General features: G+C 66.0%; 19 protein-coding genes. 12 read left to right on the forward strand and 7 right to left on the reverse strand.

Going from position 1 to position 19,922, the window contains the following annotated elements; all coding sequences use genetic code 11:
* Nucleotides 1-23 precede the first annotated feature (23 nt).
* Nucleotides 24-680, forward strand: coding sequence for a pyroglutamyl-peptidase I (gene pcp, locus ACILRJ_RS06795; protein ID WP_395681675.1), 657 nt, complete (start codon nt 24-26; stop codon nt 678-680).
* A gap of 218 nt (nt 681-898) precedes the next feature.
* Here the strand turns inward: pcp and ACILRJ_RS06800 are convergent, their stop codons facing one another.
* The 5 genes from ACILRJ_RS06800 to apbC all read right to left on the reverse strand — a co-directional run bounded on the left by ACILRJ_RS06800 (nt 899) and on the right by apbC (nt 4,598).
* On the reverse strand, nt 899-1,579 hold the full coding sequence (locus ACILRJ_RS06800; RefSeq protein WP_395681677.1) for a hypothetical protein: 681 nt from the start codon (nt 1,577-1,579) through the stop codon (nt 899-901).
* Nucleotides 1,580-1,705: 126 nt separating this feature from the next.
* Entirely contained in the window at nt 1,706-2,152 is a 447-nt protein-coding gene (locus ACILRJ_RS06805; protein ID WP_395681678.1) for a hypothetical protein, read from the reverse strand.
* Nucleotides 2,153-2,209: 57 nt separating this feature from the next.
* Nucleotides 2,210-2,611 (reverse strand): hypothetical protein, encoded by a 402-nt coding sequence (locus ACILRJ_RS06810; protein WP_395681680.1) that lies wholly within the window; start codon nt 2,609-2,611, stop codon nt 2,210-2,212.
* 177 nt (nt 2,612-2,788) lie between these two features.
* Nucleotides 2,789-3,355, reverse strand: a complete 567-nt coding sequence (dcd, locus tag ACILRJ_RS06815) for a dCTP deaminase (RefSeq protein ID WP_395681682.1) — start codon at nt 3,353-3,355, stop codon at nt 2,789-2,791.
* A gap of 151 nt (nt 3,356-3,506) precedes the next feature.
* A complete protein-coding gene (apbC, locus tag ACILRJ_RS06820; RefSeq protein ID WP_395681684.1) occupies nt 3,507-4,598 on the reverse strand; it encodes an iron-sulfur cluster carrier protein ApbC in 1,092 nt (363 codons plus the stop codon).
* A gap of 125 nt (nt 4,599-4,723) precedes the next feature.
* Between apbC and ACILRJ_RS06825 the strand changes: the two genes are divergently transcribed.
* Both ACILRJ_RS06825 and ACILRJ_RS06830 read left to right on the forward strand, forming a co-directional pair.
* A complete protein-coding gene (locus ACILRJ_RS06825; RefSeq protein WP_395681686.1) occupies nt 4,724-5,170 on the forward strand; it encodes a DUF2147 domain-containing protein in 447 nt (148 codons plus the stop codon).
* A 19-nt stretch (nt 5,171-5,189) separates the two neighbouring features.
* Nucleotides 5,190-5,618 carry a hypothetical protein gene (locus ACILRJ_RS06830; RefSeq protein WP_395681688.1) on the forward strand — a complete coding sequence of 143 codons (429 nt, stop codon included), beginning with the start codon at nt 5,190-5,192 and terminating at the stop codon, nt 5,616-5,618.
* A 127-nt stretch (nt 5,619-5,745) separates the two neighbouring features.
* Here the strand turns inward: ACILRJ_RS06830 and ACILRJ_RS06835 are convergent, their stop codons facing one another.
* Nucleotides 5,746-6,066: a hypothetical protein gene (locus ACILRJ_RS06835; protein WP_395681690.1), complete on the reverse strand. Its 321-nt coding sequence runs from the start codon at nt 6,064-6,066 to the stop codon at nt 5,746-5,748.
* A gap of 24 nt (nt 6,067-6,090) precedes the next feature.
* Between ACILRJ_RS06835 and ACILRJ_RS06840 the strand changes: the two genes are divergently transcribed.
* The 3 genes from ACILRJ_RS06840 to ACILRJ_RS06850 all read left to right on the forward strand — a co-directional run bounded on the left by ACILRJ_RS06840 (nt 6,091) and on the right by ACILRJ_RS06850 (nt 10,930).
* Nucleotides 6,091-7,536, forward strand: a complete 1,446-nt coding sequence (locus ACILRJ_RS06840) for an ice-binding family protein (RefSeq protein ID WP_395681692.1) — start codon at nt 6,091-6,093, stop codon at nt 7,534-7,536.
* A gap of 115 nt (nt 7,537-7,651) precedes the next feature.
* Nucleotides 7,652-8,608, forward strand: coding sequence for an SOS response-associated peptidase family protein (locus tag ACILRJ_RS06845; protein ID WP_395681694.1), 957 nt, complete (start codon nt 7,652-7,654; stop codon nt 8,606-8,608).
* Between the two features lie 258 nt (nt 8,609-8,866).
* Complete coding sequence (locus ACILRJ_RS06850; RefSeq protein ID WP_395681696.1) at nt 8,867-10,930, forward strand: hypothetical protein; 2,064 nt, start codon at nt 8,867-8,869, stop codon at nt 10,928-10,930.
* Between the two features lie 102 nt (nt 10,931-11,032).
* Here the strand turns inward: ACILRJ_RS06850 and ACILRJ_RS06855 are convergent, their stop codons facing one another.
* The gene (locus ACILRJ_RS06855) at nt 11,033-12,061 is read right to left on the reverse strand and encodes a hypothetical protein (RefSeq protein ID WP_395681698.1); all 1,029 of its coding nucleotides are present in this window, start codon (nt 12,059-12,061) and stop codon (nt 11,033-11,035) included.
* 95 nt (nt 12,062-12,156) lie between these two features.
* Between ACILRJ_RS06855 and ACILRJ_RS06860 the strand changes: the two genes are divergently transcribed.
* From ACILRJ_RS06860 to ACILRJ_RS06885, 6 genes are all read left to right on the forward strand, one after another.
* Nucleotides 12,157-14,565, forward strand: a complete 2,409-nt coding sequence (locus ACILRJ_RS06860; RefSeq protein WP_395681700.1) for a membrane-bound PQQ-dependent dehydrogenase, glucose/quinate/shikimate family — start codon at nt 12,157-12,159, stop codon at nt 14,563-14,565.
* Between the two features lie 258 nt (nt 14,566-14,823).
* Nucleotides 14,824-17,043 (forward strand): methionine--tRNA ligase, encoded by a 2,220-nt coding sequence (gene metG, locus ACILRJ_RS06865; RefSeq protein ID WP_395681702.1) that lies wholly within the window; start codon nt 14,824-14,826, stop codon nt 17,041-17,043.
* 64 nt (nt 17,044-17,107) lie between these two features.
* The gene (locus ACILRJ_RS06870) at nt 17,108-18,115 is read left to right on the forward strand and encodes a hypothetical protein (protein WP_395681704.1); all 1,008 of its coding nucleotides are present in this window, start codon (nt 17,108-17,110) and stop codon (nt 18,113-18,115) included.
* Between the two features lie 104 nt (nt 18,116-18,219).
* The gene (locus ACILRJ_RS06875; protein ID WP_395681706.1) at nt 18,220-18,447 is read left to right on the forward strand and encodes a DUF2007 domain-containing protein; all 228 of its coding nucleotides are present in this window, start codon (nt 18,220-18,222) and stop codon (nt 18,445-18,447) included.
* Between the two features lie 103 nt (nt 18,448-18,550).
* On the forward strand, nt 18,551-18,781 hold the full coding sequence (locus tag ACILRJ_RS06880; RefSeq protein ID WP_395681708.1) for a hypothetical protein: 231 nt from the start codon (nt 18,551-18,553) through the stop codon (nt 18,779-18,781).
* Nucleotides 18,782-18,903: 122 nt separating this feature from the next.
* Complete coding sequence (locus ACILRJ_RS06885) at nt 18,904-19,881, forward strand: hypothetical protein (protein ID WP_395681710.1); 978 nt, start codon at nt 18,904-18,906, stop codon at nt 19,879-19,881.
* Nucleotides 19,882-19,922 lie beyond the last annotated feature (41 nt).

A 19,922-nucleotide genomic window follows, 5' to 3' on the forward strand; every position in this document is an offset into this window, starting at 1 on the left:
AAGAACGCGGGGATTTCGCGCGCATGAGCAATCCGTCCACCATCCTGCTGACCGGCTTTGAACCCTTTGGTGGCGAGTCGATCAACCCGTCGCAGGAAATCGTGCGCGCGCTCGACGGCACGATGATCCACGGTCATCGCATCGTCGGTGCGATCCTGCCGGTCGCGTTTACCGCGACCGTGCCGATGCTCGAAGAACTGCTCGATGCCAACCGGCCCGTACTCGTGCTCGCACTCGGCCAGGCGGGCGGACGCAGCGAGATCTCGCTCGAACGCGTCGCCGTCAATCTCATCGACGCGCGCATTGCCGACAACGACGGCCTTCAGCCGATCGACGCAGCGGTGGTCGAGGGCGCGCCGGGCGCATATTTCACCAGCTTGCCGGTCAAGGCGATCGCGCAACGCCTGCGCGAACTCGGCATTCCTGCCGCGCCGTCACTCAGCGCCGGCAGCTTCGTCTGCAACCAGGTGTTCTTCGCGCTTGCTCACCTGCTGGCGACGCGCCATCCGCTGGCACGCGGCGGCTTTGCGCACGTGCCGTGGCTGCCGCAACAGGCCGCGATGCACGCCGGGCAACCGAGCATGGCCTTGCAGACGATGATCGACGGCGTGCGCGCAGCGCTGGAGTGCGCGATCGGGACCCACAACGACCTGTCGGTCAGCGGCGGCACCACGCATTGACGACTATCTGCGCAGCGCGCTCCGGTGGCAGCACCGGCAGGTGCGATGCTCCTCGCTTCGATCCCGGAAGAACATCGCGGCCTCCGCCGCTCCCACAAGAGCGGCCGCAGCACAGGAGGTGCGATGCTCTTTGCTTCGATCCCGGGAAGCATCGCGGCTTCCGCCGCTCCCACAAAAAAGGGGTCGCACGGCAGGAGCGCCGGCGACGCTCAAGCCGATCAGCACCCAGCGCCTGTCTTTTCCGCCTTCGTGACCTCCAGGATCACGCTGCCGGTCGCGGCATACGGCAGCTTCACCTTCACCGCATCGGTCGAGTAGTAGAAACCGTACTGGGTTGGCGCCTTGACCGCCTCGCGTACTTCGGACTCGTACGATTTGCCAACCGCATCGGCCGCGGTGGCGATCGCCATGCGATGCACCTTGTCCAGCGGCACGCAGCCGAGCAGGCGCGACTTGCGGAACGGGCGGATGTCCAGATGCAGCGGCGTCACCTCGACCGGATCGCGCACCTCGTCGCCGTCGCCGTACACGTAGAGCAACGGCTTCAACACCGCGTGCCCGCGCCCGTTCGGATTGCGTCCGGCGATCACCTGCACGCGCACCGCGGCATGCTCAAGTTCTTCCGGCAATTCGACGATGCGGTAATGGCTTTCGCCTTTGGCGAACTTGCGCTCGGGCGCCTGGGCGTCGATGTCGATATGCACGCGCGTGCCGGGAACCAGCGGAACCGGTCCTTCGGTGGGCGCCCTGATCTCGGCAACCTCGGCCCGGGACGCGCCGAAAAGACGCTCCTTCCATTCACCGAAGGTCTCGCTGACGAAGCGAAGGGGGTTGGCTGCACTGCACTCGCCCGACACGAGCAAGGCGAGCGCGACGAAAAGGGTCTTGCGTGGAGTCATGATCACCTGGCGTTGGAAAGGACACAACGACGGTCGCCTCGGCGGACCGCAAGGACAAGCGAATTGCTCCTGCGCGGAGCATGCGCGCCCGGTCGCGCCACGTGAGCGCGGCGCGACCGGAAAGGCTCAGTTGCCGGCAGGCTTGTCGGTTGCTGCGGGCTGCTCGGCCGGCGCCGCGGGGGCGGCTGCGGCAGGCTGCTCCGTCGCGGCCGGCTGCTCGATCGGCGGCGGCGCCGGCTTGGTTTCCGGTTGCGGAATCTCCTTGAGATCGCCGCCGTCCTGCTCGAACGACTTCAGGCCGAGCGTCTTGGCTATGACGCCGATGATCTTGCGCTGCTCGTCCGTGCCACCGCGCTTGAGCACGATGCCGGTGATGTGTTCGTCGTCACGCAGGCCGCCCATGTAACCGTACAGCTCGGCCTTGCCCATGGTCGAGCCGTCGATCGAGTACTTGTCGCCGCTGACCGGCTTGACCATCGCGTTGCCGTCGCGGATGTCCGAACGCGCAAACGCGCTGCCCGCCGCCACGAAACCCGCCGCGAGCATGGCGGCGCGGATCATCATTGTCTTCACTGTAATCTCTCCGGGTATTGGGACACTGCCGTGCATTGCCGCCGCGTCGCCGCGCCGCTATTCCTTGGCCTGCGTGCGGATCTCCGAGATCTGGCCGTCCTTCTCCAGCACGAAGATCTGGAACTTCATCTCGTAGCCGATCCGCGCGAGCGCGAGGATGTGCTCCTTCTTGACCTTCTCCTTCTCGCCGCGCTTGAGGATCACGGTACCCATCGGCAGCTTCTGCTCCTGGCGGTAGCGGAATGCGCTCTTGAGATCCTCGATGGTCAGCGGTGCCCCTTCGAAATCGAACTGGGTGTCCTTCTCGGCGAGCAAGGTGACATCGAAGCTGGAAGGCACATTGGCCTGCTGCACCATGTCCGGACTGGTGGTGGCACGGCCACCACAAGCGGCCAGAAACCCGGCCAGCACCAGCAGCGCGCCGAAGCGCAGGGTCGATCCGATCGAAAAACTCCGCATGGTTCCACTGACTCCACGATTCTGCGAGAAGTTCAAGCGTATCACCCCGCGCGCTTGCCCGCCTTCGCTCCCCTCTCCAACGCACGCGGATCGGGGTGGAGTGTCAAGGTGCGGCCGCCGATGCCACGGGCTGGACGGCCGGAGAGGGGCCGGCGCAATCGCCGCGATCCGCCTGCGCTACGCGTGCGGCAGCGTGACGCCCGTCTGGCCCATGTACTTGCCGCCACGGTCCTTGTAGCTGGTCTCGCATTCCTCGTCGGATTCGAGGAACAGCATCTGCGCGACACCCTCGTTGGCGTAGATGCGCGCCGGCAGCGGCGTGGTGTTGGAGAATTCCAGCGTGACGTGGCCTTCCCATTCCGGCTCCAGCGGCGTCACGTTGACGATGATGCCGCAGCGCGCGTACGTGCTCTTCCCGAGGCAGATCGTGAGCACCTTGCGCGGGATGCGGAAGTACTCGACCGTGCGCGCGAGCGCGAACGAGTTCGGCGGGATGATGCAGACGTCGGACTTGATGTCGACGAAGCTGCGCTCGTCGAAATTCTTCGGATCGACGATGGTCGAGTTGATGTTCGTGAACACCTTGAACTCGTCCGCGCAGCGCACGTCGTAGCCGTAGCTGGAGGTGCCGTACGAGACCAGCCGGTTGCCGCCGCTCTGGCGTACCTGGCCGGCTTCGAACGGTTCGATCATGCCGTGCTGCTCCGCCATGCGGCGGATCCACTTGTCGCTCTTGATGGTCATGGGAAAGCCGGGGTTGGGGATTGGGGATTCGAAGAGGCCGGGATTTAGGATTCGGGATCGGAGATTCGGAAATGCGCGTCAGCGCGGCGAGTCGCGGAGGCGAACGAAGCCGGTCTCTCGAATCCCGAACCTCGAATCCCCAATCGCAGCTTCACGTATTCGTCACCACGATTTTCGGGAATGCGATCGACTTGTTGCGCGCACGCAGGGACAACCGGCCGGCGGCATTGCGCGCGATCTCGCGATAGCGAGCGGCGAGGTCCGATTCCGGCATCGCGACCACCGTCGGCGTGCCACCGTCGGCCTGTTCGCGGATGCGGATGTCGAGCGGCAGGCTGCCGAGCAGTGGTACGCCGTACTGCGCCGCCATGCGCGCGCCGCCGCCCTCGCCGAATACGTGTTCCTCGTGGCCGCAGTTCGTGCAGACGTGCGTCGCCATGTTCTCGACGATGCCGAGCACCGGCACGTTGACCTTGTCGAACATCTTGAGCGCCTTCTTCGCGTCGAGCAGCGCGATGTCCTGCGGCGTCGTCACGATGATCGCGCCCGAGACCGGGATCTTCTGGCACAGCGTGAGCTGGATGTCGCCGGTGCCCGGCGGCAGGTCGATGACGAGGTAGTCGAGGTCGGACCAGTTGGTCTCGCCGAGCATCTGCGTCAGCGCCTGCGTCGCCATCGGCCCGCGCCAGATCATCGCGGTGTCTTCCTCGATCATCAGGCCGATCGACATCGCCTGGATGCCGTGCGCGTGCTTGGGCTCGATTCGCTTGCCGTCCTTGGTGTCCGGCTTGCCGGTGAGCCCGAGCATGCGCACCTGGCTCGGGCCGTGGATGTCCGCGTCGAGCAGGCCGACGCTGGCGCCTTCCGCCTTCAGTGCGAGCGCGAGGTTCGCCGCGACCGTCGACTTGCCGACGCCGCCCTTGCCCGAAGCGACCGCGATGACGTTCTTCACGCCGGGCAGCGGCGTCAGTCCCTGCTGTACTTCGTGCGCAGTGACGCGGCAGGCGACCCCAACGCTCGCATTCGCGATCGCCGGGTCGGCCTGCAACGCCCCCTTGATTTCGGCCGACAACGGGGCCTGGTACGACAACGCCGGATAGCCGAGCAGGATGTCGACCGAGACGTCGCTGCCGGATACGCCGACGCCACGCAATGCGCCGCTCGCGACGAGGTCCTTGCCGGTATGCGGATCGACGATGCCGGCGAGGATCTGCCGGGCCCGTGCTTCCAGGGATTCGCTCATGCGGGAGGGGTGCTGCAAGGGAAACGCCCATTATGCCAGTGCGTCCGCTGCGGCGCGCCTTGACGGCCCCGCGACCACACGGCACCGTGCGGTGGCACCGTCCTCACACCTCCGGAGACCGCGTCATGTCCTACCGCACGCCTGCCCTGCTCGCCCTCGCCCTGCTCGCCGGCGCCCCTGCATTCGCCGCCGAGATGACCCCGGTCGGCACCTGGACCACCATCGACGACGCCACCGGCAAGCCGAAATCCATCGTGCAGATCACCGAGTCCGGTGGCAAGCTCGAAGGCAAGGTGCTCGAAGTGCTGCAATCCGAGCAAGGCCCGCACCCGGTTTGCAAGGAATGCACCGGCGAGCGCAAGGACCAGCCGGTCGAAGGCATGGTCATCATCTGGGGCGTCGAGAAGGACGGCGACGTGTGGGACGGCGGCAAGATCCTCGACCCGAAGAACGGCAAGACCTACAAGGTCAAGCTGACCATGATGGACGGCGGCAGCAAGCTCGACGTGCACGGCTACATCGGCTTCGCGCTGCTGGGTCGCTCGCAGGTGTGGGAGCGCAAGTCGCCCTGACCGAAAACCGCCCGAGGCGTTGAGGCGAGTCGATCGGTCGAAGACTGATACCCTGTGGGAGCGGCGGGAGCCGCGATGCCCTTGTCCATCCGGGCAAGGCACCGCGGCTTGCGCCGCTCCAGCCAAAGCCTCCATCCCGGCGACTTTCAGCCGCACCAGCGGCTTCGGCCTCGCTGCTTTCTTTCACCTATTTCGCCGCGCAACAATCATGGTCTATGTCGCCGGTTTCATCACGCTCGGCTTCGGCGCCCTGCTGATCATCGGCGCGAAGCGAAACTGGAGCATCCTCGTCGACCCGCCGAAGACCGCGGCGCTGTTCTATTCGCAAAGCCTGCTCCGATTGCTTTTCGATCTCGATCCGCCAGCGATGAAGTGGCTGACGATCTTTCAGGGCACGGTGTTGATCATCGTGGCGACGATCATCATGTTTGCTCATGCCGTAGCATAGTCAGACAGCAGATTTGAAATGGTGCGTACGGCATTCGGCTCGGGCCGAATGACGCCGAGCAGTGTGCTGCGGTCGGAGCCCCTTCCACCAGCGACGCACCCGCGCATCTCGCGCTCGCGCACACGAGTTAAGGGCTCGCAGGCATTTCGTGGCCAAGCATCAAGATCGCCCGCTCGCCGTTCCCGCAACCCCATCGACGTCTGCTCCGGTGCGACCGCTGCCCGCACGCGGCCATCGCCGGACGCCAAATCTCGATCTTTCGATGAACCCGCATATTGGTCAGCGAAACCTCGGCGCCTGAGCGGATTTCAATCACGCGAGCAATTCCCCAGGTTCCGCGCTTGTCCTTCGACAGGACCCGATGTTCGGTAACGTACAGACCGATCTCCCCGCTCCATCCATGCTTGCGCAAAGCCCATTGACGTTGAGCGTCGAGTTCATTGGCCATCTCTCCCACCTCAAGGAATCGGCCATGTCTGTCGCCAACGCCACCCCACATGCAGTCCCCGGCTCGCCAGCACCATCCGCGTCGCGCAGCCGCATCCGGCTGTGGCATGTGGGTGTCGGGAGCCTTCTTGCGCTGGCATCTTCTCTGCCTGCAACGGCGCAGTCACCGCCGGATCTTGGAACTGCGGCTCCCTATGCGCTGCTCGGCACCAACGTTGTCGCAACGTCCGGTACCGTAACGTGCACCGATACCGGCCCCGGAACCGCCATCAATGGCAATGTCGGTACGACCTTCAACACGATCACCAACAACGGCTGCACGATCACCGGCGCGGTCGACGCGCCGGTGTCCGCGACGGTGGTGGCCGACTTCAATGCCGCCTATTCCGGGATTGACGCGACCAACGTCTGCACCGGCGTGATCCCGACCGTCACCTCGACACTGGCGCCGGGCGTCTATTGTTCGGCTGCCGGAACCACGCTTGGCGCGGGCGTCATCCTGACGCTCGATGGCAGCGCGAATGATGTTTGGGTGTTCCGGGTCGGTACCGGCGGCCTCGGTGCTCTGACCCTTACCAGTGCGCAAGTGGTGATGGCGAACTCCGCCAATGCCTGCAACGTATTCTGGAAGACCGCCGAGGCGGCCACGCTGACCGATTCGGACTTCGTCGGCACCATCCTCTCCGGCGCTGCCATCTCGATGAGCAACGGCAGCTGGCTCGGCCGCGGCCTGGCGATGACCGACGTGACGATCACCGACGCCGCGCCACTGACATTTGCCGGATGCGCAGCGCCGGCCTCGGTCACCGTGCGCAAGGACTTCAGCGACAACAGTCCGGCGGCCGTTTTGATCGGACTGAGCTGCACGTCCGGGACTGTCGATGCGACGCCGTTGAATGCTTCCGAAGGCGCGCCCGCAATGTTCACGGTAAGCGGAGCAGATCCTGTCGGCACCACCTGTATGGCGACGGAAACGGTGCCCTCGGGCTACGTCGCAGATGAGGCGGACTGCGCGGCTGTTGCGCTGGGCGGAAGCTGCACCATTACCAATACCGTCAATCTCGGTGCCAACACGATCACGGTCAACAAGGACTTCATTCCGAACAGCACGGCGGCGGTGCTGGTTTCGCTTGCGTGCACCTCCGGGGCGGTGACGAGCACGCCGCTTCCTGCGTCGGAGGCGGCCCCCGCGATATTCAACGTGACGGGCGCAACCCCCGGCGCAACCTGCGCGGCTACCGAGGCCGTGCCGGCAGGCTATGTTGCGGATCAGGCCGGCTGCGCCAGCGTCGCCCTGGATGGCAGTTGCACCATCACCAATTCGCTCGTGGCAGGCGCACCCCATCCGGCTCCCGCAAATTCGACATGGGCTCTGCTGCTGCTTGCGGGCTTGCTCGTGCTGCTCGGCGGAACCGCCTTCCGCATGGCGACGCGCAAAGCGAAACCGGGAAACGGTCATTTGTCCGGTTGAACCTGACGCATCCCCCAGCGACACCGGGACCATCATTTCCCACGCCATCAGCAAGCGCAGCCGCCGGATCGTTTTTCGACCGGTGACTGTCGATGGCCGGTGCTAGCATGGGCCGATGTGCTACTCCGCCCAAATCGAAGCCGACTATCGCAAGTACGTAAAGCGCTACGGCGCCGATATCGACATCGGCCAGTTCGTGCGCCTGTATTGGGACCGCAGCCAGGGCGCGAAGGTGAAGATCCCGAAGGCACTCGATGCCGCTTTCGCGCAACCGGACATCCCGGACGGGCAGCGCATCCGCACGATGATCGAGCACCACGACGCCGAGCAGGCAGCGAAGCTGCAGACCGAGCTGTTCAAGCAGAAGAAGCGCCTCGCCGATGCCGAGCGCGCGCTGCTGACGAGGACCACGAAGAAGGCGCAGGAAGACCGGCGCATCGCGACGGGCAAGATCGCATGGACGCTCGGCAAGCTGTCCGACCTCAAGCGCACCGAACGGGTCGACGAGGACTCGCGCATCTTCCCCGGCTGGTATGCGCCCGTGATGGTGATGGAGGGTGGCCGCCGCGTCGTGAAGCCGATGCGCTACCAGTGCCGGCCAGCAGGCAAGCCGGCCTCCAATGATGTGAAGTTCCCCGGCACCTACAACGCACGTCGTGACAATCTGGAAGGATTCTGGAAGGGCCAGTTTGGCTTCTCGCACGGCGTCATGGTCGCGAGCGCGTTCTACGAGAACGTGGCCCGACACACGATGGAGCATCGCGACCTGGCGCCGGGCGAGAAGGAGGAGAACGTCATCCTCGAATTCCGGCCGCAGCCGCACCAGGAAATGCTCGTCGCGTGCCTGTGGTCGCATTGGACCGGGCCCGGCGAGGATCTGTTGTCCTTCGCCGCGATCACGGACGAGCCTCCGCCGGAAGTCGCCGCAGCCGGCCATGATCGCTGCATCATTCCGATCAAGGCAGGGAACCTCGACGCCTGGCTACGTCCCGATCCGCGCAACCTCGCAGCGCTCTACGCCATCCTCGATGACCGCGAACGGCCGTACTACGAGCACCGCATGGCCGCCTGACTGTGCGAAACAAGGCATCGCGGCCGAAGCCGGTCCTGCAAGGTGGAATGCATCGCGGCTTCCGCCGCTCCCACAGGGGTCGTCAGTCCCCCGTCGAACGAGGGTGAAGCCGCGCCTTCTTGGCCGGAGCATCGCGGCTTCCGCCGCTCCCACGCACAGGGGTCGATAGTCCCCTCCAGCGAACGATACGGGTCACGGATGGCCGATCCCGGCGCACAATCCCGTATGTGGGAGTGTCCCGATGACTGCGAGGCCGCCATGCCTGTCCGACACCTGTTTGCTGCCGCCTTTCTCGCCTGCATGGCGATGGCCCCCATCCACGTGCACGCCCTGACCGTCTACGACGACGCGCTGCAGAACGGCTTCGGCGACTGGTCGTACGGGGGTGGCAGCAACTTCGCCAACACCACGCCGGTACACGCTGGCACGAAGTCGATCTCGTTCACCGGCAACGCCTTCAACGCGATCTCGCTCACCCGTGAATCCGGACAGATCTCCACCAACGACTACCCCGTCCTGCATTTCTGGATCCACGGCGGCAGCAGCGGCAACCAGGCGCTGACGCTGATGGTGCAGAAGGACTGCAGCACCAGCTGCGTGCAGGTCGCGGCGGCGAACCTCAATACCTTCATCGCCGGCGGTGCACCCGGCGCGAACGCGTGGCGCGAAGTGACGGTGCCGATCACCGAGGCGCCGCTGTCGTACTCGGGCGACTACGACCGCTTCGACATCCAGAGCAATTCGGCGGGCGCGCAGGCGACAGTGTATCTCGACGACATCGCACTGCAGCCGGGCACGACCGTCGTCGATCCGATCTTCGGCAACGGTTTCGAGGGATCGACGCCAGCCGCGAACGGCCTGATCGAGGAACACGACGTCACCGTCGCCTCGATGGTCAGCGATCGCTTCACGTGGCGCGATTCGGCGAACAAGCCACGCGTTGCCGTGCTCGCGCACAACGACGGGCAGAACGGTCCGGTCGCGCCGGGTGGCTATCCGAACCGCGGCGGCGCGCTGCGCGAGTTCCGCTACCAGATGCCGGACAATTCCACGCGCGTCGCGGGCGTCACCAACTACGGCAACGGTGGCCAGGGCGGGTTCGGCTACGTCGTCTCGCATTCGGCGTGGCCGAGCGACGGCGGCGGTTGCAACGGCGACGACTCGCCGCTCGGCTACGGCACGCCGGGTGCGTACCAGCGCGTGTTCGAAGGCCGCCATCACGCGGTCTTCCGCTTCACGCAGAACTACCCGCGCCATTGCAGTTCGGCGCCGGGCGGCGCGAGCACGGTGCTGCCGGTCACCATCGAGTGGACCTTCTCGACCGGTCGCGACAATCCGCTGTGGTCGGTCACCTACGACATGAGCGCGCTCGGGGCGAACTACCTGTTCGACGATTCGCGCGCGCCGTACGGCGAACTCAACATCGACGGGGCCGGCGCGACCGACATCAGCGGCGTCGCCTGGGGCGACCGCTGGCAGTTCACCAGCACGAGCGCGCCGGTGCAGCTCGACAGTTCGTGGACATGGAACACGCCGAATACGGTGCCCTACGTGAAGCTCTGGGTCGCGTCGACGAACGCGACGATGGGCCTGGTGCAAAGCCAGACCATGACGCAACAGGACGCCGGCGCACGCAACGAGTTCTATCACGACGTCACCGCATACTGGAACCACACCAGCGCGCAGGGCAATGCCGGCGACGGCTACGCCATGCCGTGGCAGGACAGCTGGCCGTACCAGGCGAATTCGTACTCGATCGACGTCGGCGCACCGAACAACAACGCGCGCCTGACCTGGGGTACCTCGTACGGCTTCCTCGGCCAGACGAGCTACAGCGTGCACGATGGCGTCGTCGCGAACGCTTCGGGTTATCCGAAGAAGAGCTACGCAGTCTACGTCGTGCTCGGCCCGCACACCGCCGGACCGGTCGAAGCGCAGCGCGGCGAAGTCGAGACGATCCAGACGCTCGCGCTGACCGCCACCGTCGGCAGCGTCGCGACGACCGGCCCCGCCGGGCCCGCGCGCGTCGACACGATCACCTACACGCCGGCCGGATACGATCCCGTGCGCGGTGCATTGACGTTCGCCGCCGCCGGCAATGCACTCGACGCCAACATCGCCGTCGGCGCGGGCACGCTCAAGCACCCGTTGCTCATCGTGCGCGGCACGACCGCGTATCCGTCGACGGTGATACTCAACGGCGTGACGCTGACCGCGGATCTCGACTACTTCCCGTCACTGCGCGCGGGCGCAAACGAACTGTGGCTGACGTTGAACCGCGATCTGTCGGGCGCGTCGAACCATGTGCAGGTGCAGCCGTAGGGGCGGGCCGCGCTACTGTCAATGCATCGCTGCTGTTTGTGGGAGCGATGGAAGTCGCGATGCTCCTCTGCCGGCTTTCGCGTGAAACCGAGCATCGCGGCATCACGGCATCGGGCATGCCCACACAAGGGGCCAAACCACACCGCCGTCGAAATGATCGCCAAACACCACATCGTCCACGAACGGGCCGTTTTCGAAAGTCGTCGTCAAGTCGAACTCTCCGCGCAGCGCCGGCACCGCGTGCTCGCAATGCTGTTCGAACGTCGCATGCATACGCGTCGGCACGCCGTCGATCCGGTCGCGTGCGAACTCGAGCACGGTGAAGCTGCCGTCAAGTTCGTTGCAACCCCGACCATCGTAGGAAAAATTCAGGCCCGCATGCCCGGTCGACTGGAAACCGTCGCGCTGAGCATCGGTGTACGTGCCGACGACGAGCGGCGACGTGTCTGGAGCCGAAATGCTGAAGAGCCAGTACGGAATGATGAATGCGCTGCTGGAAGCGCCGAATTGCGTTCCGGACGATCCCGCGCGCAACGACGCATCGTCGAAATCGATGCTGGCTTCCTGCCCGTCTCCGACGAAGTCACCGTCGTCGCTGGCGAAATGCAGCATGCCCTGCGTGCTGAACACAGGCTCCATCAGCGGCGTGTCGAACGGCACATCCGAGCGGTAACGCAGCTTGCCGAACGTCGCGGCACGCGGATCTTCGCACTGCTGGACGAAGTCGACCGCCAGCGACGTGACGTTCTGCGCACCGTCGGTCTCGAATGACAACAGCCTGAAGCGTGCCGAGGACTGGTTGCATTCGGTTCCGTTCAGTCCGTTCAAGGTGAAAACCAGCGATGCACGGCCCGCATCGACGAATGACGACTTGGCGCGCTCGTAGCACGCCGGGAGCAATGGACTCGACGGCGTCCCATGCAGTTCGATCCGCCACTGTGGCGTACCGGAATATGCGAGGTTCATCGAACCACCAACAGCTTGGGACCCAGAGAAATCCGTATCGCTCTCCGAGTAGGCCTGATCGATCAGTGTCTGACCTGCCTCGATCACCTGCAGGCGGGTCGCACCCTGAGCATGCAAGCACCCGATACTTGCCAGGGCAACCCATGCCCGCATCGATTTCTTCATCACGTATCCTGTCCTCAGAGTGGCGCCAGGAGCTGCGGCTCCTCGCGTGGACGCGGTTGGATCATACTGCACGCACCTGGACGGAGACCGACAAGATGCCCTTGAACCGCGTCGACAAACGCCGTGCAGGCGGCTGGTTCGTGTCCCTGTTTGCGATCGTGCTGATGCTCGTCGGACTCGTGTTGCTCGCCGGCGGAGTGATGCTCGTGCGTCTCGGTGGCTCGTGGTACTACGTCCTGGCCGGCGCGCTGCTGGTCGTTTCGGGCGGGCTGATCCATCGACGCCGCTTCGCCGGCATCGGGTTGTTCGCGCTCGGCTTCCTTGGTACGGCGGTCTGGGCGTACCGGGAAGTCGGCACCCAGTTCTGGCCTCTGGTGCCGCGCCTGTCGCCGTGGATCGTGCTCGGCATCGTCGCCGCGATGATCGCGCCCTCACTGCGCAAGCGCGTGCGCGCGCTGAGCTGGCTGACCGCGCTCGCGCTGCTCGCGGTCGGCGCGACCGGCTTCATGGCGATGTTCGACGAGCACGGTGTGATCGAAGCGACGCGACCGCTCGCGCAGGCTGTCGCACCCGACTCGCAGGCGCAGCGCAGCGAGCGCTGGCAGTACTACGGGCGCACGCTCGACGGCCATCGCTTCGCGCCGTTCGACCAGATCGACAGGCAGAATGTCGGCGCGTTGCAGGTCGCATGGACGTTCCGCACCGGCGACATCCCGGGCAAGGGAGCGGAGGACCAGACCACGCCGACCCAGATTGGCGACAGCGTGTACGTCTGCACGCCCTACCAGAAGGTGTTCGCGCTCGATGCCGACACCGGCCAGGAGCGCTGGCGCTACGACCCGAAGTCGCCCGACAGCAAGGTGTGGAACCGCTGCCGTGGCGTCGCGTACTACGATGCCGCAGCCTTCGCGCAGGCGCATCCCGACGACGTGGCCGCGCAGGCAGCCGGCACGGCCGCGTGCGCGCAGCGCCTGTTCCTCGGCACCACCGATGCGCGCCTGATCGCGCTCGACAGCGCGACCGGCCAGCCGTGCGCGGGGTTCGGCACCGCGGGCACGGTCGACCTCAAGGTCGGCATGGGACTGGTGCAACCGTTCTATTACATGACGACGTCGGAAAACACCGTCATCGGCAATCGCATCCTCGTCGGTGGCTGGGTGCAGGACGGTGCGTCGGTGGATGAACCGTCCGGCGTGATCCGCGCGTTCAGCGCCGACACGGGCGAGCTGCTGTGGGCGTGGGACCCGGGCAACCCGCAAACCACGCTGCTGCCTGCAGCGGGCGAGTCGTATTCGCGCACGACGCCGAACATGTGGTCGACGCCGTCGTACGACGAAAAGCTCGACTGGGCGTTCCTGCCGATGGGCGGGCAGACACCGGACTTCTTCGGCGGTCATCGTCGCCCGTCGAGCGACGAGTTCGGTTCGAGCGTGGTCGCGATCGACATGAAGACCGGCAAGGTGCAGTGGCATTACCAGACCACGCACCACGACCTGTGGGACTACGACGTGCCGTCGCAGCCGGCCCTCGTCGACATGCCGGACGCGGGCGGCAAGGTCGTCCCGGCGGTCGTGCAGCTGACCAAGCGCGGGCAGATCTTCGCGCTCGACCGCGCGACCGGCCAACCGATCACGGAAGTCGTCGAGAAGCCTGCGCCGACCGACGTGGTGAAGGACGATCGCGTTTCGCCGACGCAGCCCTACTCGGTCGGCATGCCGCAGATCGGCAACGCGCCGCTGACCGAGGCGGACATGTGGGGTGCGACGTTCTTCGACCAGCTCTGGTGCCGCATCGAGTTCCGGCGCATGCGCTACGACGGCGAATTCACGCTCGCGAGCGAAGACCACGTGAACCTGCAATTCCCCGGCAACTACGGCGGCTTCAACTGGGGCAGCGCCGCGGTCGACGCACAGAACGACATCCTCTACGCCGGCAGCATGCGCATGCCGCTGTGGGGGCAGTACATCCCGCGCGCCGTCGCGGACGATCCGAACGCGCCCGGCGGCCATGACGGCCTGCACGTGATGGCGGGCACGCCGTACGGATACCGCAAGGGCATGTTCATGTCGCCGCTCGGCGTGCCGTGCCACGCACCGCCGTACGGACAGCTCACCGCAGTTGACCTGAAGAACCACACGATCCTCTGGCAGAAGCCGATGGGTACCGTCGCCGACACCGTGCTGCCGTTCGGCATCAAGGCGAAGCTGCCGTTCGCGATCGGCATGCCGGTCATGGGCGGCCCGGTCGCCACCGCAGGCGGGCTCGTGTTCTTCGCCGGAACCTACGACTACTACCTGCGCGCGATCGACAGCGCGACCGGCAAGGAAGTGTGGAAAGGCCGGTTGCCGGTCGGCGCGCAGGCGACGCCGATGACCTACATGTCGCCGAAGACCGGCCGCCAGTTCGTCGTGATCGCCGCGGGCGGCGCGCGCCAGTCACCGGATCGCGGCGACTACATCGTTGCGTTCGCGTTGCCGGATGGTGCGGCGGCTCCGACGAAGTAGGACGGTGGTGTTCCCCCTCGCCCGCTTGCGGAAGAGGGTCGGGGTGAGGGAAGCGGAGCGCGGCGCTGGTTCCCCTCACCCGCCGCGCTGCGCGCGTCGGCGTCTCCCGCAAGCGGGAGAGGCCGACGCCTGAAAGCGGATGGCCGGCCTGCGTCACACGCTGCTCGGCACCTATAGGGGCATCGGCGCACTCCGCGGCGCCAGCACGTGCTCATGCCATAATTCCGCTTTGCAGCAACGAACGGACACCGCGACGCAATGACTGCGCCGAAGACCCCCGCGACGAAGACGATCCTCGTCACCCACGCCCTGCCCTACGCGAACGGCCCGCTGCACATCGGCCACCTGCTCGGCTACATCCAGTCCGACATCTGGGTGCGGGCGCGACGCATGGCTGGCGACACGGTGCATTTCGTCGCCGCCGACGACGTGCACGGCACGCCGATCATGCTCGCTGCCGAAAAGGCGGGCATGACGCCGGAAGCGTTCATCGCCGGCATCTACGACGGGCACGTGCGCGACTTCGCCGCGTTCGACGTCGCGCACGACTACTACTACACGACGCACTCGGCCGAGAACCAGGAGCTCGCCGGCCTCGTCTACGCGCGCCTGAAATCCGGCGGCCACATCGCGGCACGCTCGATCCGCCAGCTGTACGACCCGGTGCGGCAGATGTTCCTGCCCGACCGCTACGTGAAGGGCATCTGCCCGAACTGCGGCACGCCGGACCAGTACGGCGACAACTGCGAGAACTGCGGCGCGACGTATGCGCCGACGGACCTGAAGGACCCACGCTCGGTGCTGTCCGGCGCGACGCCGGAACTGCGCGATTCGGAACACTACTTCTTCAAGGTCGGCGACTTCACCGCGATGCTGCAGGACTGGCTCGCGGGCAGGCTCACCGGCGGCGCGCCGGTCGTGCATTCGTCGGTCGCGGCGAAACTCAAGGAATGGCTCGACGCCGAAGGCGGCGTGCGCGACTGGGACATCTCGCGCGACGCGCCGTATTTCGGCTTCCCGATCCCCGATGCGCCCGGCAAGTTCTTCTACGTGTGGCTGGATGCGCCGATCGGTTATCTCGCGAGCTTCAAGAAATACTGCGCGAGCGGCGCCGGGGCGAAGAACGGGCTGGATGCCGCGTCGTTCAATGCGTTCATGCAGACGGCCGATCCCGCGTTCGACGAACGTGCCGAGATGCATCACTTCCTCGGCAAGGACATCGTGAACTTCCATGGCCTGTTCTGGCCGGCGATGCTGAAGGGCGCGGCACTGCGCACGCCGGATGCGCTGCACGTGAACGGCTATCTCACCGTCAACGGCGAGAAGATGTCGAAGTCGCGCGGCACGTTCGTGATGGCGCGCACCTACCTCGATGCCGGTCTCGACGCCGACCACCTGCGCTACTACTTCGCGACGATGCTGACCGCGGCGCCGATCGACCTCGACCTCGACCTGAAGGCATTCGAGGACCGCGTCAACTCGCATCTCGTCGGCAAGTGGGTCAATCTCGCGAGCCGCTGCGCGGGCTTCGTGCACAAGCTGTTCGACGGGCGCCTCGCGACGACCCTGCCCGCGACCGAGCGCGCGATGTACGACGCCTGGGCAACGAAGCTCGCGCCGTGCGCGGAACTCTATCGCGCCTGCGACTACGCCGGCGTCACGCGCCAGCTGGTCGAGGTTGCCGACGAGGCGAACGCGTATGTCGCGGCAAAGGCGCCGTGGCTGCTCGCGAAGGACGAAGGCAAGCGTGAAGAGCTGCACGTCGCCTGCACGCTCGCGCTGAACGGATTCCGCCTGCTCTCGATCTGGTTGAGCCCGGTCGTGCCGGCGATCGCCGCAAGCGCGCGCACCTTCCTCGCCGAGGACTGGACGCATTTCGATGCCGCGACTGCGCCCGCGCTCGGCACACGCCTTGCCGAATTCGCCACCCTGACCACCCGCATCGACCCGAAGAAGATCGAAACCATGATCGAAGCCTCGAAGGAATCGCTGAAGCCTGCCGATTCGGTGCAAGCATCCGCTCCCGCAGGCGCGGGTTCCGCCGCGATTCCGACCGGCGAAGCGGCCAAGAAGAGCATCGCGGCTTCCGCCGCTCCCACAGATGCCGCTCCTGCAACGAATGCCGCGACACTCTCGATCACCAGCGCGACGATTTCCATCGACGACTTCGCGAAGCTCGACCTGCGCGTCGGCAAGGTGCTCGCCTGCGAATTCGTCGACGGCTCCGACAAGTTGCTGCGATTCGAACTCGATGCCGGCGAACTCGGCAAGCGCCTGATCTTCTCCGGCATCCGCGCCGCGTACGGCGAGCCGGAGAAACTCGTCGGCCGCAATGTCGTGTTCATCGCGAACCTCGCGCCGCGCAAGATGCGCTTCGGGATCTCCGAAGGCATGATCCTCTCCGCCGGCACCGGCGGCGACGACCTGTTCCTGCTCGATGCCGACGCCGGTGCGCGAGCGGGCGCCACCGTGAAATAGGGAGAATGCCGTGCGTGGATCCTGCCCCAGCTCGGAATTCGTTAAGGCGCACGCGATCGACGCAATGCCGCGCACGAATCGGCGCCGGTGGTCCGCGGCCTCGGCGATCGTCACGTTTTTGGCGAGCGCTTGTGCCGCGCACGCTGCAGCATCCTTCCAACTGCAGCGCGTCACCCCGCGCGAAATGCCGCTGGTGCCGGGCGCATCTACCAGGTATGTCCTGCGCATCACCAACGTCGGCGACGAAACCGGCATCGCGCCCCTGTTCGCCTATTTCTGGTTCGAGAACCGCTGGGACCCTTACACGTTGACGCAATCTGCGGACCCGCGGTGCGGTCCGCTGCATCCGTCCGCGCTGGATGGGTTTACGCAAGGCCAGGGTTTCGAAACCGCGCCGATCGCACCGGGCGGCACGTTGGATTGCGATCTGATGATTTCCCGTCCGGCAACATCGCCTCGCGATACGTCTCTTTATTGGGCCGTGCGCGACACTACGCCGCTGTACGCGTCGACTTCGGACATCGCGCTGATCGGCACGCTCGCGGAAACTTCGATCACGACACGCAACGTCGACTTTTCGCTGGACCAAAACGGCATCGCGCGGGCAACGGTCGAGTTGTCGGTCCACAACGGGGGGCGAGCGACCCTCATGGAGCAAGCAGCCGGCTCGTGCGAAGACACTGCATTCCGGCCGTTCTTCACCGATGGGAGCGGACCGAACGGCTGCGGCGACGACGGATTCGGACCACTTTGCTTCGATCGGGGCTACGGATTCCTGATTCCGCAATTGGAACCAGGGCAAACCCATCGCTGCCTTATCCACTTGCAGTCATTCACGCGGTACACGGGATCGCTCCAGTATCCGGTTGAGGTGAGTTGGCCGCAGCAAGGCATCGGCGGAGGAACGTTGATGGATACCAACCGCGACAACAATTCGGCGGTCCTGCTGCTCGCGCCGACAGGAAGCGGCGAAGCCTTGTCTGGCGTACCGTCGCTCGGCCCATTAGCCCTTGGCCTCCTCGCTGCGGTGCTTGCGCTCGCGGCAGCGCGAACCCGTCGCTCACGCCGATGATCTTCCATCGCCCGGCGCTGCCCCAAGCCACGGCAACGGTCCAGGCTACGGCTGGCATCGCCGCGGGCGCGGTGCCGGCCGCGACGGTGAAGTAGCGCCGCCGCATGCAGCGCGCGTACTGGTCCGCGGACTTCGTCGAGGCCCATCTCGCCGTGGCGATGCTGCGCGCAAACGAAGTCGACGCGCACGTCTTCGACCGCAACATGGTGCGCCAGGACTGGTTCCAGACCCTCGCGTTCGGCGGCTACCGCGTGATGGTGGCGGACGCCGACGTCGAACGCGCGAAGGCGTTGCTCGAGGTACTACCGCGCCGGCCGACTGGCGCTCGATGACACGACGACCGATCGGCCCGCGTGCCCTCGCTGCCGCTCGGAAGGAGTCGATGATTCAGGTCCGCGCCGGCTCATCTTCGCGCTGATCCTCGGCGGGGAGCTGGTGTCGTTCGCCATCGTGATGCTCGTCGCACGCATCTTCGAGGGCGCCTTGCCTTTCGCGGTCGGCATCTACATCGTCGGCGGGCTGCTGGTCCCGGTCGCGCTGTCGCGATTCCTGAAGAGTCGCTACCGATGCACGGCATGCCGCAAGCGCTGGCGTGCGGTTCCGGCGCCGCACGCCGAGGCTGCACGCGAGGTCGAGGCCGCATCCCATTCAGCGAGCGAATGGTAGTCACGCGAGCACTGTCGCCGGTCCGGTCGCAGTTTTTGCGTATTGCCCGGCGCCGTACACGGGGTACCATCGCCAACGAACGGTGCGCACCCTGGTACGCAGCCCGATCCACGGAGACCCTCATGCCCTGCCTGTATCCACGCCTGATCGCCGTTGTCCTCGCCAGCGGCATGGCCACCGCGCACGCCGCCGGCGACGTCGAGATCTCGACGCCGACCCTGGCAGCACCGGTGGCGCCCGGCGCTTCGGTCGCGATCCCCATCCATTTCCACAACATCGACGCGCAGCCGTCCGACGTGGGCGAGGTCTACTTCTTCATCTATGACCACGGCAGCACGCCTTGGCCGGTAGCGGTCAGCGGTCCCCCCGGCTGCGGCCCGATATCCAGCAACGGCTACTCGTTCCCGATGGTCTCGCTGCCGGCCGGCGGTACCCTCGATTGCGTCCTCACGGTGACGCGACCGGCCGGCAGCATCGACGACGCGGCCATGGACGTGTGGACGAGCGTCGATTTCAACAACAGCTTGTTGCGCATCGGCCTCGGGCGACTGGCCGACATTGCACTCTCCAACGAACTCGTCTCCTACTCCACCGATCCTGACGGCACCACGCACGGCGTCTTCCGCGTGACCGCCCGGAACGTGGGCAGCACGCCGGTCGGCGAGTTTGACGCGATGACCTGCTCCCACGACCCGACATTCGACAACGCGATCGAGGGCGGCTGCGCGCCCACGATCAGCCAGTGTGCACGCGGATTCATTCCGTTCCCGGCTCAGGGTGCCCACTTGCCCGCCCTCGCGCCGGGCGAAGAGACCTCGTGCCTGATCAGCGTGCGAAGCGCGACGCAGGTTCCGCAATTCGGCGTGCTGTCCCTCGACCAGGAGCCCGACTGGAACGTCTGGCTGATCGGCACGACGACGGGCGGCGACGTATACGACCCGTATGAGGCCAACAACCAGACCGCGCTGATGGCGCCGGGACCCGCCGGCAGCGTCGTCGTGGCTGCACCGACGCTTTCACCCTTCGCACTGGCACTGCTAGGCACGGGCCTTCTGTTCACCGCGGCGTGGGCGTCGCGAAGCCGGCGAAGGACGCGATGAGCGGCGGGGTCGGTGGGTTTTGAACCCGGTTGAAACGGCGA

It is taken from the genome of Dokdonella sp. (assembly GCF_044227025.1).
Classification (GTDB): Bacteria; Pseudomonadota; Gammaproteobacteria; order Xanthomonadales; family Rhodanobacteraceae; genus Dokdonella_A.